Genomic DNA, 14,272 nt, shown 5'->3' on the forward strand with positions numbered 1-14,272 from the left:
AGGCCCGAGCGACTCGGCCAACTCCACGGCTTGGTGCTTGAACTCATCGGTGTAGCTACGACGGGTGATACGGGACATAAGGGACCTCCAGGTGCGATCAAAGTATCGCTTCTTGGCGTCCGCTGACGGGGGGCCAGATCAGACACCCCGCAAACCCACAGTCCCCTGCCTTCGACAGTTTCCCGGTGACGGCGGGACGCGCTTCGTAGCGTCGAGCCTGCTCTACTGGCAGCTCGGAAGCGGTGGAAGGAACGGGAAAAGAAGACGGATTACTGCGAGCGCGCGCAGCGCGCGACCCGCCTTTGTTTTTGATTTTGTTCTTGCCTGCGGCCCGCGCGATGTATGGCGGGCCGGGTGGGTGGGGCGTGCAGGACCGTTGGCGCCATGGATGGCGCCATCGAGCCCCCATGGATGGGTTTACGGCGTGTCCTGCACGCCCCACCCGCCCGGCCCATCACCCGCATCCATCAGTGCGCGCGCCGCAGAGGGGGCAGCGCCCGGTGGAGTGGAATACCTCAGTACCGCTTGATGCCCGGCACGGTGCAGCCTTCAATCTGCGCATGCGCCGACACCGCATTCTCCTTCTCGCCCCGGGCCAGCCGCGACTGCTCGATCGTCGCCCAGTGCCGGCGGCACAGCGGCCCGGTCTTCGAGCCCAGATCCACGGCCTTGCGCGCGAACGTCTCCGCCTGTGCCCACTGCCCCTGCAGCAGCGCCAGTTCGGCACGCTCCTGCAGCACGGCCGGGTCACCGGCCACGATCTCCAGCGCATGGTCCAGACTGCTGGCGGCACCGGCGAGGTCGTTGGCCTGGCGCTGCGCCTGTGCGGCCAGCCTCAGGTCTTCCACCTGCGAATCACGCAGCGGCTGCACCGACAGTTCCTTGTCGTCCGGACCCGCTGCAGCATCCACGGCCGCCAGGCGCTGCGCCGGCGTGGTGGTATCGACCGGCTTGACTACCGGCGGCGCGCTGCTCACGCAGGCGGCCAAGGCCAGGCTTAGGCCGGTCAGGGCCAGGGGCTGCAGCAGGGTACGCATGTTCATCGGCATCATCGGCTCGGGGGAGAAGTGGTGGCGGCAGGTTCGGCGGGTGCTTCCGGCTTGCGGTCCAGGCCGAACCAGCTGCGCCAGCCACCGCCCTCGCCTTCAGCCTCGCCCTGCCCCTCGGGCGACGCGGCCGGCGCGCACGGCGCATAGGCAGGCGCATAGCCCACCACGAACGGGAAACGGCGCGCGCCGGGGCAGCCTTCATCGGTGCTGTTGAGACCGGTGGGAGCCACCGGCTGCCAATCCAGGCCCTTGTTGCTGACCCGCAATGGCGCACTCGGCAGGCGCTGGAAGATGCCCGACCAGACCCGCATCGCGCCAGTGGCGCCATACAGGCCGGCCTGCTGGTTCTGATCGTTGCCGATCCAGATCACCGCCAGGTGGTCGCCGGTGTAGCCGGCATACCAGCTGTCACGGCCATCGTTGGTGGTGCCGGTCTTGCCGGCTGGCTGCAGACGGCCGAGGCCATCAGCATTGAGCCGCTGCGCGGTACCGCTGGCGACGACCTGCTGCAGGCCGACACTGATCAGGTTGGCGGCAATCGAATCGCCTTCCTGTGCCGGTGCCGGGGTCTTGTCGTAGCGCTTGAGCAGCTTGCCCTGCGGATCGAGCACGCCACGCACGGCGTGCAACGGCTGGATCTCACCACCGGACGCGAGGAACTGGTACAGCTGCGCCATCGCATACGGGCTCTGGTCGGTCGAGCCGAGGATCACCGCCGGATTGGCCTCGGCCTTGATGCCGGCCAGCACATGGATCAGCTGGGTCACGCGCTCGGGGCCGACCTGCATGCCCAAGCGCACCGTCGCCTGGTTGTACGAATGCGCCAGCGCATCGATCAGGCGCACCGTGCCGTGGCTGCGGTTGTCGGCGTTGCCGGGGCTCCAGTTGCGGCCGCGGCCGAGCTGCACCGTCACCGGCGAATCATCGACCCAGCTGGCCAGCGAATAGCGGTCAGGCTGCGCCAGGGCCAGCAGGTACACGAACGGCTTGAGCAGCGAACCGACCGGGCGCTGCGCCTCGATCGCACGATTGAAGCCGACCTCGGACACCTCACGGCTGCCGATCACCGCCAGCACGTCGCCGTTGTGCACGTCGGTCAGCACCATGCCGGCCTGCAGCTCAGGGCGACGCTGGCTTTCCAGCGACTTGATGGTGCGGGTCACCGCGCCTTCGGCATAGGCCTGCGCGGACGGCGACATGCCGGTCATCACGCTCAGGCCCGCGCCCTGCAGCGCAGATTCCGGATAGTCATGCGCAAGCTGCCGGCGGACCAGGTCGACGTAGGCGGGGAAGCGGTTGGCAGCCACCAGGCCCGGTGTCTTGGGCACGCCCAGCGGAGCCTTCAGCGCGCGCTGGTACTCGGCATCGTCGATCAGCGTGGCGTCGTGCAGCTTGCCCAGCACGAAGTTGCGGCGATCCAGCGCGCGTTCCGGGTTGCGCCGCGGGTCGTAGAAGGACGGCCCCTTGACCAGGCCGATCAGCAGGGCGATCTGCTCGGTCTCCAGCGACTGCAGGTCACGCCCGAACCAGAATTCGGCGCCGGAGGACATGCCATGGATCGCCTGGCTGCCACGCTGGCCCAGGTACACCTGGTTGAGATACGCCTCGAAAATCGTGCGCTTGTCGTAGCGCGCTTCCATGATCAGCGCGTACAGCACCTCATTGAACTTGCGGGTGAGCGTCTGTTCCTTGCCGATGCCAAGCAGGCCGCTGCGGGCCAGCTGCTGGGTGAGCGTCGAAGCGCCCTGGCGGCTCTGGCCACCGGAACGGATCGTCACCCACACCGCGCGCGCGATGCCTGACAGGTCGATGCCGTGATGGCGGTTGAAGTCCTTGTCTTCCACTGCCTGCAGGCCGGTCACCAGCAGGTCCGGCGCCTCGTCCATGCGGATCAGGCGGCGTTCTTCCTGCTTCTGGCCGTACAGCGTGGCGATGCGCGCCGGATCCAGCCGCGCGGCCTTCAGTGCCTTGCGGCTGTCGGCGTCGCGCAGCGAGGCCACGCCGCCATCGGCCAGCGACAGCTCCACCCGGCGCGGCGCCACCCGGCCATCGACGTCGTTGTAGCCACGACTGGAGATCACAAAGCGACCGCCGTTCACCGCATAGGTGGCCGGCTCCTTGCCCTGCCCGTCATCACGATAGGCGGAGGCGGCCAGTTCGGTCTTCAGCGTGGACGCATCCATCGCCTTGCCGGGGGTGAGCACCAGCGGGCGCGCATACACGCGCGTCGGAATCTGCCAGCGCAGCTCGCCGAAACGCTGGGTCACCTGCTGATTCAGGTACAGCGTATAGGGAATGAGGAAACCCAATCCCAATGCGACCGCAGCCATGCTCCAGGTGATCAGCCGGCGCCGCCACAGCGGACCGCTGTCCTGCTGGTCGTCGTCGAAATCGTCGATGTCGTCGGAATCGTAGCGTCGGGGCACGGGAATGCGAGAATGTAGGGTCTGGCGAGTCTACCCCAGCCACTGCGGCTGGCGAATTCTCCCGGGTTCCCCTGCTTAAGCTGGAGTTGCAACCGGATGGCGATGTCCCTGGCCGAGATCCGATACCTGATCAACCGCCTGTCGGGCCTGGCCCGCCGGAGCCTGGCAAGCCTGCGCACCCGCGGGTGGCGGGCCACCTGGCAACGCATCCGCGTGCACACCCAGCGCGCCGTTCCCGCGCCGCGCACGCCCCTGTTCCTGCCGCCAGCACAGGCTTTCGCCCCCTTCACGGTGCCGTTCAGCGAGTCGCCGGAGGTGAGCATCGTCATCCCGGTCTACAACCATGTCGGCCACACCCTGGCCTGCCTCCGCGCCCTGGCGGCACACCCGCCCGCAGCCGCGTGCGAGATCCTGGTGGTGGATGACGGCAGCAGCGACGCCACCGCACAGTGGATGCCGCAGGTGGCGGGGTTGCGCTATGAGGTGCGTGCGCACAACGGCGGCTTCATCGAAGCCTGCAACGAGGGTGTATCGCGCGCACGCGGCCGCTACGTGGTGCTGCTCAACAACGATACGGTGCCGCAGCCGGGCTGGCTCGACGCCCTGCTGGACACCTTCGGCAGCGTCCCCGACGCCGGCCTGGTCGGCAGCCAGCTGTTGTATCCCGATGGCCGCCTGCAGGAATCGGGCGGAGTGATCTTCGCCGATGGCAGTGGCTGGAGCTATGGCCGCTTCGAGGCCGCTGACGACCCGCGCTTTGCCAGCCTGCGCGACGTCGACTACTGCTCCGGTGCGGCGCTGATGCTGCCGCGTACCCTCTGGCAGCAGCTGGACGGCTTCGATACCCGCTACAGGCCGGCGTACTACGAGGACACCGACCTGGCCTTCCGCGTGCGTGCACAGGGCCTGCGCGTGCTGGTGCAGCCGGCCAGCCGGGTGATCCACGACGAAGGCACCAGCAACGGCACCGACACCGGCAGCGGGGTTAAGGCCTACCAGGTGCGCAACCAGGCCATCTTCGCCGCGCGCTGGGCCACCGAGTTGGCCCGCCATCCGGCGGTCGGCGCAGTGCCGTCGCCAGCGCTGCTGCTGCGCGGCCGGCGCCAGGTGCTGATCCTGGACGAGGAAGTACCGCAGCCCGATCGCGATTCCGGGTCGCTGCGCCAGGTCAATCTGATCCGCCTGCTGCTGCAGGGCGGTGCCCACGTGGTATTCGTCCCGACCCGGCGCGAGCATGCCGGCGCGGCGACCGAGGCGCTGCAGCGGATGGGCGTGGAAGTCTGGTACGCCCCCTTCCTGGACGGCGTGGCCGGCTGGCTGCGCAGCCATGGGTCGCGTTTCGACGTGGCGATGCTGGTGCGCCACCACGTCGCCCACGAGTGCCTGCCCCTGCTCAAGCGCTATGCGCCGCAGGCACGAACCGTGTTCGACACGGTCGACCTGCACTACCTGCGCGAACGCCGCGGTGCCGAAGTGGCCGGTGATACGGCGCTGCTGCGCGCAGCAGAACGCACCCGCAGCAGTGAATTGGCAGTGATGGAGCAGTGCGACATCACCGTGCTGGTCAGTGCGGCCGAACGGGAGCAGCTGCAGGCCGATGCGCCGCGGGTACGGGTGGAACTGATTTCCAACCTGCACGAGGTTGCCGGCGCCGGCGCCGTCTACGAGCAACGACACGATCTGGTGTTTGTCGGTGGCTTCCGCCATCCGCCGAACCTGGACGGGATGGAGTGGTTCATCGGCGAGGTCTTCGCCCACATCCGCGCCCGGCTACCGGAGGTACGCCTGCACTGCATCGGCGCCGCGGCGCCGGAATCGTTGCTGGCACTGGCCGCACGCCACCCCGGCGTGCAGATGCACGGATTCGTCGAAGACATCACGCCCTACATGGACGGCGCGCGCATTGCCATCGCACCGCTGCGGTTCGGTGCCGGCGTAAAAGGCAAGATCAACCTGAGCATGGCCCATGGCCAACCGGTAGTCGGTACCACCTGCGCCGTGGAAGGCATGCACCTGCATCCCGGCCAGGACGTACTGGTGGCCGATGACGCTACCGGTTTCGCCGATGCGGTGGTCCGCCTGTACCAGGACCCGCAGCTGTGGCAGCAGTTGTCCGATGCTGGCCTGGCCAACGTCGCCGAACATTTCTCACTCGAAGCCGCCCGTGCGACCGTGCAGCGGGTGTTCTTCGCCTAGTCCGCCCGTCCACCGGCGCGGCGCAGGCGATCTTCAAACGCCGGCAGTTCGGCCAGATCCGGCTGCAGCAACCGCGCCTGTTCGGCGGCATGCGCGGCGAAGGCCAGGTCACCGTTGCCGAGCCGCTCGCTGCCGATCGCCAGCCAGCGCTGGGCCAACCGCAGCCGCGCCGAGGGCAGTCCGGCTGCGGTCGGTGACAGGGTCTGCCAGGCCTGCAGGCAGGCGCCTGCCGCCTGCACGCGGTTCTGCCGCAGATTGTCGTCAAAGCAGCGTCGGCTGGCGGGCAGCAAGCGTGCGGCGGCTGCCTTCACCCGCGCATCGCGGGGAGCCAGCGACTGGGCTTCGCGCAACGCGTCGAACGCGCTGTGCCCGGGTGGGCTGATCCACTGCCCCGCGCGCTCGGCACGTTCGATCTTCCGCAGGTGGTCGCGCAGCTGGCGTTCGCGCTGCGCCGTGCTGACCGCGGGCTGCTGCAGGGCCCGCTGCGCCTGCTGCGCGCGCTGCAGGCGCTGCGCCAGTTGTTGCCGGACTGCCTGCGAAGCCCCCAGCTCCGCCGCCAGGGCCGCATCACGTTGCGCCGCATCGAACTGGAAGTCGTCGGCGGACTTCTGGCTGCGTGCAACCACTGCCTGCAGGGTCTGCTCACGCCCGCGCTGGGCATTGGAATCATCGGCGGCCACCACCAGCACCGCCTGGAAGCCCTTGGCCGCAGCTTCCAGCTGCTGCCGTCGCAACGCACGCTGCGCCTGCCGCAGGCGCCGGTCGGCGGCGCGCGCGAGGGCCTCCTCGCTCGCCGGTAGATCGGCATGACCAGCATCGAACTGACGGGCACGACGCAGGAGCGCGGCCGCCTCGGCCAACTCCCCTCGCTCCGCCAGCGTGCGTGCCTGCAGCAGCAGGTCGCTCAGCGCATCTTCGCGCCCTTCCAGCGCCGGCAGGTTGTCCGGCTGCAGGGCCAGGATGCGCTGGAACAAGGGCAACGCACTGCTGTCGCCGTCATCCAGGCGTCCGGCCGCGAACGCGTTACGCGCCTGTGCCAACAACGCACCAATACCGGCTCCGGCGCTGCGTCGCGCCTGCAACTGGCGGGCAACCGCATCGGCGTCGCCCTGCGGCACCTGCAGCTCACGGGCCAGTGCCAGAGCCTGCGCGCTGCCGTCTAGGTCATCCGCCTGCAGGCGATCGCGCGCCTGTTGCAGCGCTGCCGCGCCGGTATTGGCCAGGCCCTGGCGCGCCTGCGGGCGATCACCGTCCAGCGCCAGCGCCGCCTGGTAGCGCTCGCGCGCACCACTGCCATCGGCATCGCTCAGGCGCCCAGCCGCCAATGCACGATCCCCCTCGGCCAGCAGCTGTTCGATCTGCGGCTCATCCCAGAACCAGTCTGCCAACGGCTTGCGCAGCAGGACCAGCAGCACGAACACGGCCAGCGCTGCGAGCAGCGCCCAGCGCCAGATCCGGCGCGCATGGCGCGCCTGCAGCCACCACCAACGCCCCTCGCGACGGACGCGGTCCAGCGCAGGATGTTCAGCGCCATGCGGGCGATGCGGGGGCTCGCGTTCCATGCGTGCAGGGTAGCCGGGGCAGCGTGAAGCTCAGCCGAGGCGACGCGCCTCGCTCACGCCCGGCAGCGCATCGAGCTTGCCCAGCAGCGTCGACAACTGCCCGTAGTCACTGACCTTCAGGCGCAGCCGAAGGTGGGCACGGCCACTGTTGCGCACGTTGTCACTGTGGATGTCGAGCACGTAGGCGTCTTCCTGGGCGATCAGGTTGGTGATGTCCTTCAGCAGCCAGCGGCGATCGACCGCATCGACCACCACGTCCACCTCGTAGCCGCCCCCGGCCTGGCCCCACTCCACCGGCAGGATGCGCTGCGGGCTGCTGGCCGCCAGCCGGGCCAGCGCGGCGCAGTCTGCACGATGCACGGTGACACCCCGGCTACGGGTCAGGTAGCCGATGATCGGCTCGCCGGCCACCGGCTGGCAGCAGCGTGCCAGCTGCACCAGCAGGTTGCCCACGCCCTGCACGGTGAACTTGGACTTGCCCAGGTTCTCGCGGCGCGCGGTCGGCCGCGGCAGGGACGGTGCGGGCGCGGGCTGGCTGGCGGCACGCTCCGCCTCCAGCAGCGCACGGCTGACCTGGTTCGGGCCGGTATCGCCCAGCGCCACCTGGATGTACAGGTCATCGACGCTGTCGGCATGGAACTTCTTCGCCGCCACGGCCAGGTCCGCGTGCTGCAGGCCCAGCCGCTTCAGCTCGCGCTCGAGCAGCTCGCGACCGGCCTGCACGTTGCGCGCGCGGTCCAGCTTGTGGAACCAGCTGCGCACCTTTTCGCGCGAGCGGTTGCTGGCCAGGAAGCCGTTGGCCGGCATCAGCCAGTCGCGGCGCGGATCGGCCTCCTTGCCGGTCAGGATCTCGACGCGGTCGCCGCTGCGCAGGCGGTAGGTCAGCGGCACGATGCGGCCGTTGACCTTTGCGCCGCGGCAGCGGTGCCCGACCATGGTATGCACCTGGTAGGCGAAATCGAGCGGGGTAGCGCCCTGCGGCAGGTCCAGCACCTCGTCCTTCGGGCTCAGCGCATAGACCCGGTCCTCGGTCAGCTCGGCATCAAGTGCCCCGGCCAGTTCATTGCCCTGCCCGTCCTGCGCCTGTTCCAGCAACTGGCGCATCCAGGTGATCTTGCGGTCGAAGGACTTCTCCGCGCCCTTGCCACCTTCCTTGTACTTCCAGTGCGCGGCCACGCCCAGCTCGGCCTGCGAGTGCATCTCGTGGGTACGGATCTGCACTTCGATGGTGCGCCCTTCCGGGCCGACCACGGCGGTGTGCAGCGAGCGATAGTCATTGGCCTTGGGCCTGGCGATGTAATCATCGAACTCGCTGGGTACCGGTGCCCACAGCGCGTGCACCACGCCCAACGCGGCATAACAGGCGGCGACGTCGTCGACCATCACGCGCACCGCACGGATGTCATACAGCTGGTCGAAGGCCAGCCGCTTCTTCTGCATCTTCCGCCAGATGCTGTAGATGTGCTTCGGGCGGCCGCTGACTTCGGCCTTGATGCCCTGGGCGACCAGCTCGCGCGACAGCACCTTCTTGACGTTCTCGACGTAACGCTCGCGGGCGATGCGGGTTTCATCCACCTCGCGGGCGATGCGGCGGTAGGTTTCCGGTTCCAGGTGGCGGAACGCCAGGTCCTCCAGCTCCCACTTCAGCTGCCAGATGCCCAGCCGGTTGGCCAGGGGCGCGTGGATGTCGCGGGTCAGCTGGGCCAGCGCGCGGCGCTGCTCCTCGTCCAGCCTGTCGGCCGCGCGCATCCGCGCCAGCTGCCGTGCCAGCAGGATCGGCACCACGCGCAGGTCGCGGATGATCGCCAGCAGCAGCCGGCGCAGGCCTTCGCTGTTGCGCCCCGCCTCACGGCCGGCGTGCAGCGCCCACACCGGGTCGGCCGCATCCTGGCCATCCAGCAGGCCGATCACCGCCGCCTTGTGGTTGCCCAGCGGCAGCTGGTCCAGGCTGGCGCGCAGGCCCGGCAGGTCGAACAGCAATGCGGCCACCACTGCGCCTTCATCGGCCGAGAGCATCGCCAGCGCATCGAGGGTATCGCCCAGCACCGACCAGGTGGCACGCATCTGGTGCTCGCAATCCGGCGCTTCCCAATGCTCACGCAGGGCCTGGCGCAGCGGAGCAGGCAGCACCGCTGCCGAGGGACGGTTCAACAAGGCATCCAGGCCAGGGACGGAAGCGCGGTTCACAGCATCGAGCAGGCAAGACAGAGGCCCCTACACTAGCGCCGGCGCCGTTCAGGGACAATCACTGCACCCACCATCACCCGGCATGAAGACATGCCGCTACACTCGCCCACACACTCAGGAGAGACCCGCCATGCCTTCGATTGCCCCGCGCGTCCGTCCACGGCTGCTGGCCTGTGCCGCCGTGCTGCTGTCCCTGTCCGCGCCTGCGCTGGCCCAGCGCGTGGTGGAGGGCGACCTGCAGCAGATGTCGCCCTCCGAGTTCAAGGCCGCCGGCCTGGACAAGCTCAGTGCCGGTGAACTGGCCACGCTCAACCGCTGGCTGCAGGGCAAGGTCGAGGCGGCCACCACCCAGGCCGTCGCCGCAGCGCGCGAAGAAGGCCGCCAGGAAGTGATCAAGAAGAACCGCGGCTTCCTGGACTTCGGCAGCAGCGAACCGATCGAAAGCAACCTGCAGGGCGAATTCCGTGGATTCGGCCAGGGCCGCCGCTACGTGCTGCAGAACGGCCAGGAGTGGGAGCAGATAGACGCCACGCACTATTCCGGTGGCCGCAAGGATGCCCCGGGCGTCAGCATGCGCCCAGGGGTGATGGGCGCCTGGTATATGAAGGTGGAAGGGGTGAACGTGCAGCCGAAGGTTCGCCGCACCAAGTAACGCCCGGGCATTCCGGCCATGCCGGCTCCCTGCCTGGCCGGCCACGGTCGCCCGACGGGGCGACCGTGGCGCGCTCAGGCCTGGCGCAATGCAGCCACGCGCTGCGCCAGCTTCTTCGCCGAGATACCGGTGCGTGCACCCAGCTCCTGCGCGAACAGCGATACCCGCAGTTCTTCCAGATCCCAGCGCAGCGCCTGCCATTGCGGGCGATCACGCAGGCCCTGCTGCTCGCCCGCCTCCAGCGCTTCCAGGAACGGATGCAGTTCCAGCATGCGCGCCTGGTCACGCGGCGGATCACGCTTGGCACGTTCGGTGCGCAGGATCATCGCCTTCAGATAGCGTGGGTACTGCGCCAGCGCGTCGGCCGGCGTGTCGCGCAGGAAGCCGGGGTGGATCAGCCCGGCCAGCTGCGCTTCCATGTCGTCCAGGTTGCCACGCGCCCAGCCCATCAACGGCGCTTCCAGCATCGGCTTCAGCTCCGCCACCAGCGCCAGAATGGTCTCGGCCAGCTTCAGCCGCGACATCGCCTCGCCAAACAGGGCCTTGGCGGCGTGTTCGCGACGCTGCTCGAACGCCGTCGCATCGCGGATTTCCTCCAGGCCCTCGGCCAGCACCGCGTTCATCGCCGCATCGACCAGGTCACCACGCAGCCGCTCCTGCGATTCGATCGCGGCATACAACAGGCCGGTCTTGGCACCGACCGGCAACTGCTTGCGTGCCTGCTTCACCTTCTCGGCCAGGGCGATCTCCAGCAGGCGGCGCACGCCCAGCGGATGGGCGTCCTGCGCCTGCTGGCGATCGGCGAAGATGCGCAGCGCCACGCTGTCGCCCTCGTCCAGCAGCGCCGGATAGGCCGGCACGCCGGCTTCACCGGGTACCTGCAGCGGAATCGGCGTGGCCGGGAACGTGCGCAGGCCGTCAGCCGCCATCTCGCGCCCGGCACGCGCGGCGAAGGCATCGCCAGCACGGCCACCGAATTTCGCGCGCAGCGCTTCCAGATCACGCGAGGTGGCAAGCACCTTGCCCTGTTCGTCGCGCAGCCGCATGTTCATGTGCAGGTGCGGCTCGATCGAACCCGGCTCGAAATCCAGTGCGGTCACCGTCGCGCCGGTCGCACGTGACAGGAAACGCGCCAGCTCGCCAGTGATGGCATCAGCGCTGGGCTGCGGGAAGGCCTCGTAGAACGCGCGACCGAAGTCCGGCGCCGGCACGTAGTTGCGGCGCATCGCCTTGGGCAGGCTGCGGATCAGTGCCGAGGCCTTGTCGGCGACAAAGCCCGGCGCCAGCCAGCCCAGCTGCACCGGATCCAATGCGTTGAGCAGGTGCAGCGGCACGTCCAGGGTCACGCCATCGTCGTCGGCCCCCGGTTCGAAGCGGTAGTGCAGCGGCAAGCGCGCCTGGCCCAGCGCCAGGTACTTCGGATAGCGTTCCTGTTCGCTGCCCTCACCGGGCAACAGGTCTGCCAACGACCAGTGCAGCGCCTTGCGCTGCTCCGGCGCCAGCCCTTTCCACCAGCTATCCAGTCCCGCCGCCGAGTGGATCTGCGGCGGCACCCGGTCCAGGTACCAGCGTGCCTGCCAGTCTTCGTCGGCAACGATGCCGGCGCGGCGCAGCTTGGCTTCTTCCTCGCGCGCGACCTCCAGCACCTTCTGGTTGTCGGCGACGAAACTGGCACGGGTATTGATCTCGCCGGTCACCAGCGCCTGGCGCACGAAGATGTCATGCGCCTCGCCCGGCGCTATGCGGCCGTAGTGCACCGGCTTCTTCGGCGCCAGCACCAGGCCGAACAGGCTGATCTGCTCGGAGGCCAACACCTGGCCCTGCGCGCGCGACCAGTGCGGGTCGAAGTGTTTGCGCAGCAGCAGGTGCGGCAGCTCGGCAATCACCCAGTCCGGTTCGATCGCGGCCAGGGTCATGCCCCAGACCTTCTGCGTGTCCAGCAGGTTGGCCACCAGCAGCCACGGCGGCGGGCGCTTGGACAGCGCCGAGCCCGGGAACGGCAGGAAGCGGCGCTGGCGCGGCGCCTGGAAATCGCCCTTCTCGGTGCGGTGGCCGATCTGCGTCGGCAGGCCCGCCACCAGCGCCCGGTGCAGGGTCTGGTACGCAGCGCCACGCACGCGTTCGCTGAAGCCGCCGCCGGCGGGCGCCTGTTCCTTCTGCGCGCGCACGGCCACCGGTGCCGGTGCCGGTGCGGCCTCGGCCTTGCCCTCGCGGGCCAGGCGCGCGGCACGATGCAACTGGCCGCGGGTGGCCTTTACTGAGGCCGCGTCATCACGTGCCGGTGCCGGTGCACTGCTGCCGGCCAGCAGCGGTGCCATCGATGCCTCGCTGGCCTCTTCCTTCCAGCCCAGTTCCTCGCACAGCAGCCGCAGCTGGCGATGCAGCTCGCGCCACTCGCGCATGCGCAGGAAGCCGAGGAAATGACGTCCGCACCAGTCGCGCAGCTTGGACTGGGTCAGGTCTTCGTGGGCCTGCCGGTAGGCATCCCACAGGCGCAGCACGCCGACGAACTCGGAGCGGCCATCGGCGAACTGCGCATGCGCGTTGTCGGCGGCACCGCGCGCTTCCGGCGGGCGTTCGCGCGGGTCCTGGATGCCCAGGAACGAGGCAATCACCAGCATCGGCCGCAGGCAGCCAGCAGCCTGCGCGGCCACCAGCATGCGCGCCAGCTTCACGTCCACCGGCAGGCGCGCCATCTGCTTGCCGATGGTGGTCATGCGCCGCTCGGCATCGATGGCGCCCAGCTCGGTCAGCTGCTGCCAGCCATCGGCAACGGCACGCTCGTCCGGCGCCTCCAGGAACGGGAACTCCTCGATGCGGCCCAGGCCCAGCTGCAGCATGCGCAGGATCACGCCGGCCAGGCTGGAACGGCGGATTTCCGGATCGGTGAACTCCGGCCGCGCCTGGAAATCCGCCTCGGCGTACAGGCGGTAGCAGATGCCTTCGGCGATACGGCCGCAGCGGCCCTTGCGCTGGTTGGCGCTGGCCTGCGAGATCGGCTCGATGTGCAGGCGATCCAGCTTGTTGCGCGGGCTGTAGCGCTTGACGCGGGCGAAGCCCGGATCGACCACGTAGCGGATGCGTGGCACCGTCAGCGAGGTCTCGGCCACGTTGGTGGCCAGCACGATGCGCCGGTTCGGCCCGGGGTTGAACACCCGGTCCTGGTCCTGGTTGGACAGGCGGGCGTACAGCGGCAGCACCTCGGTATTGCGGTACTTGCGCCGTTCCAGCGACTGGTGCGCATCGCGGATCTCGCGCTCGCCCGGCAGGAAGATCAGCACGTCGCCGCGTGCGTCCAGGCGGGTGATCTCGTCGACAGCCGACACGATGGCATCGTTGACGGTGCGTTCGCCCTGGTCTTCGCCCTCGCCTTCCAGCGCGCGGTAGCGCACTTCCACCGGGTAGGTGCGGCCTTCGACGCTGATCACCGGTGCGTTGTCGAAATGCTGGGCGAAACGTTCGGTGTCGATGGTGGCCGAAGTGACGATCAGCTTCAGGTCCGGGCGCTTGCGCAGCAGCTGCTTCAGGTAGCCCAGCAGAAAGTCGATGTTGAGGCTGCGTTCGTGTGCCTCGTCGACGATGATCGTGTCGTAGTTCGACAACCAGCGGTCGCTGGCGATCTCCGCCAGCAGGATGCCGTCGGTCATGAACTTGATGCGGCTGTCGTCGCTGACCTTGTCATTGAAGCGTACCTGGTAGCCCACCAGCTGGCCCAGTTCGCTCTGCAGTTCCTGCGCCACGCGGCTGGCGACCGCACGTGCGGCGATCCGTCGCGGCTGGGTGCAGCCGATCATGCCGGCCTGGCCACGGCCTGCGGCCAGGCACAGTTTCGGCAGCTGGGTGGTCTTGCCCGAACCGGTTTCACCGGCGATCACCACCACCTGGTGGTCGCGGATCAGTTTGATGATCGCGTCGGCTTCACGCGCAATCGGCAGCTGCGGGTCCAGAGTAATGGACGGCTGCTGTTGCGCCCGCACCTGCCGGCGCTGCACCGACGCCTGCAAGGCCTGCTCGAAAGTAGCGGCCAGTGCCGCATCCTGCGGCTTGGCCTGGCAACGCGAGAGCATTCCCAGCAAACGGCCCCGGTCGCGGCTCATGGCGCCGTCGATGGCGGCGCGCTGTTGGCGCAGGCGGGGCGATGGATTTTTATCGATAGAGTTCATCAATCGGTTCGTTCAAAACTTTGAAAGCGACCAGTCA

General features: G+C 68.8%; 7 protein-coding genes. 2 read left to right on the forward strand and 5 right to left on the reverse strand.

Annotated features, from left to right (window positions below):
• Nucleotides 1-515: 515 nt before the first annotated feature.
• Nucleotides 516-1,052, reverse strand: coding sequence for a hypothetical protein (locus tag AC5P74_RS19105; RefSeq protein ID WP_050562713.1), 537 nt, complete (start codon nt 1,050-1,052; stop codon nt 516-518).
• The gene (gene mrcB / locus AC5P74_RS19110; RefSeq protein ID WP_069139358.1) at nt 1,049-3,475 is read right to left on the reverse strand and encodes a penicillin-binding protein 1B; all 2,427 of its coding nucleotides are present in this window, start codon (nt 3,473-3,475) and stop codon (nt 1,049-1,051) included. The genes AC5P74_RS19105 and mrcB overlap by 4 nt, the downstream gene beginning before the upstream one ends.
• Before the next feature lie 96 nt (nt 3,476-3,571).
• Here mrcB and AC5P74_RS19115 point away from each other — a divergent pair, with 96 nt between their 5' ends.
• Nucleotides 3,572-5,671, forward strand: a complete 2,100-nt coding sequence (locus tag AC5P74_RS19115; RefSeq protein ID WP_053500602.1) for a glycosyltransferase — start codon at nt 3,572-3,574, stop codon at nt 5,669-5,671.
• Here AC5P74_RS19115 and AC5P74_RS19120 read toward each other — a convergent pair.
• Together AC5P74_RS19120 and AC5P74_RS19125 are read right to left on the reverse strand one after the other, a co-directional pair.
• Nucleotides 5,668-7,233 carry a hypothetical protein gene (locus AC5P74_RS19120; protein WP_005418464.1) on the reverse strand — a complete coding sequence of 522 codons (1,566 nt, stop codon included), beginning with the start codon at nt 7,231-7,233 and terminating at the stop codon, nt 5,668-5,670. The genes AC5P74_RS19115 and AC5P74_RS19120 overlap by 4 nt on opposite strands.
• Nucleotides 7,234-7,263: 30 nt before the next feature.
• Complete coding sequence (locus AC5P74_RS19125; RefSeq protein WP_053500606.1) at nt 7,264-9,420, reverse strand: RelA/SpoT family protein; 2,157 nt, start codon at nt 9,418-9,420, stop codon at nt 7,264-7,266.
• A gap of 130 nt (nt 9,421-9,550) precedes the next feature.
• Between AC5P74_RS19125 and AC5P74_RS19130 the strand changes: the two genes are divergently transcribed.
• Nucleotides 9,551-10,072 (forward strand): hypothetical protein, encoded by a 522-nt coding sequence (locus tag AC5P74_RS19130; protein WP_495205028.1) that lies wholly within the window; start codon nt 9,551-9,553, stop codon nt 10,070-10,072.
• A 74-nt stretch (nt 10,073-10,146) separates the two neighbouring features.
• Here AC5P74_RS19130 and hrpA read toward each other — a convergent pair whose 3' ends face one another.
• Nucleotides 10,147-14,235, reverse strand: a complete 4,089-nt coding sequence (gene hrpA / locus AC5P74_RS19135; RefSeq protein WP_495205029.1) for an ATP-dependent RNA helicase HrpA — start codon at nt 14,233-14,235, stop codon at nt 10,147-10,149.
• Nucleotides 14,236-14,272: the final 37 nt, after the last annotated feature.

The organism is Stenotrophomonas sp. YJH_SMC_94-11 (genome assembly GCF_059370435.1).

Excerpts from the sequence above, each read along its gene's own strand:
- AC5P74_RS19130 (WP_495205028.1), top strand. The coding sequence starts at position 9,551 with ATGCCTTCGATTGCCCCGCGCGTCCGTCCACGGCTGCTGGCCTGTGCC.
- hrpA (WP_495205029.1), bottom strand. The coding sequence starts at position 14,235 with ATGAACTCTATCGATAAAAATCCATCGCCCCGCCTGCGCCAACAGCGC.
- AC5P74_RS19115 (WP_053500602.1), top strand. The coding sequence starts at position 3,572 with ATGGCGATGTCCCTGGCCGAGATCCGATACCTGATCAACCGCCTGTCG.
- AC5P74_RS19105 (WP_050562713.1), bottom strand. The coding sequence starts at position 1,052 with ATGATGCCGATGAACATGCGTACCCTGCTGCAGCCCCTGGCCCTGACC.
- AC5P74_RS19120 (WP_005418464.1), bottom strand. The coding sequence starts at position 7,233 with ATGGAACGCGAGCCCCCGCATCGCCCGCATGGCGCTGAACATCCTGCG.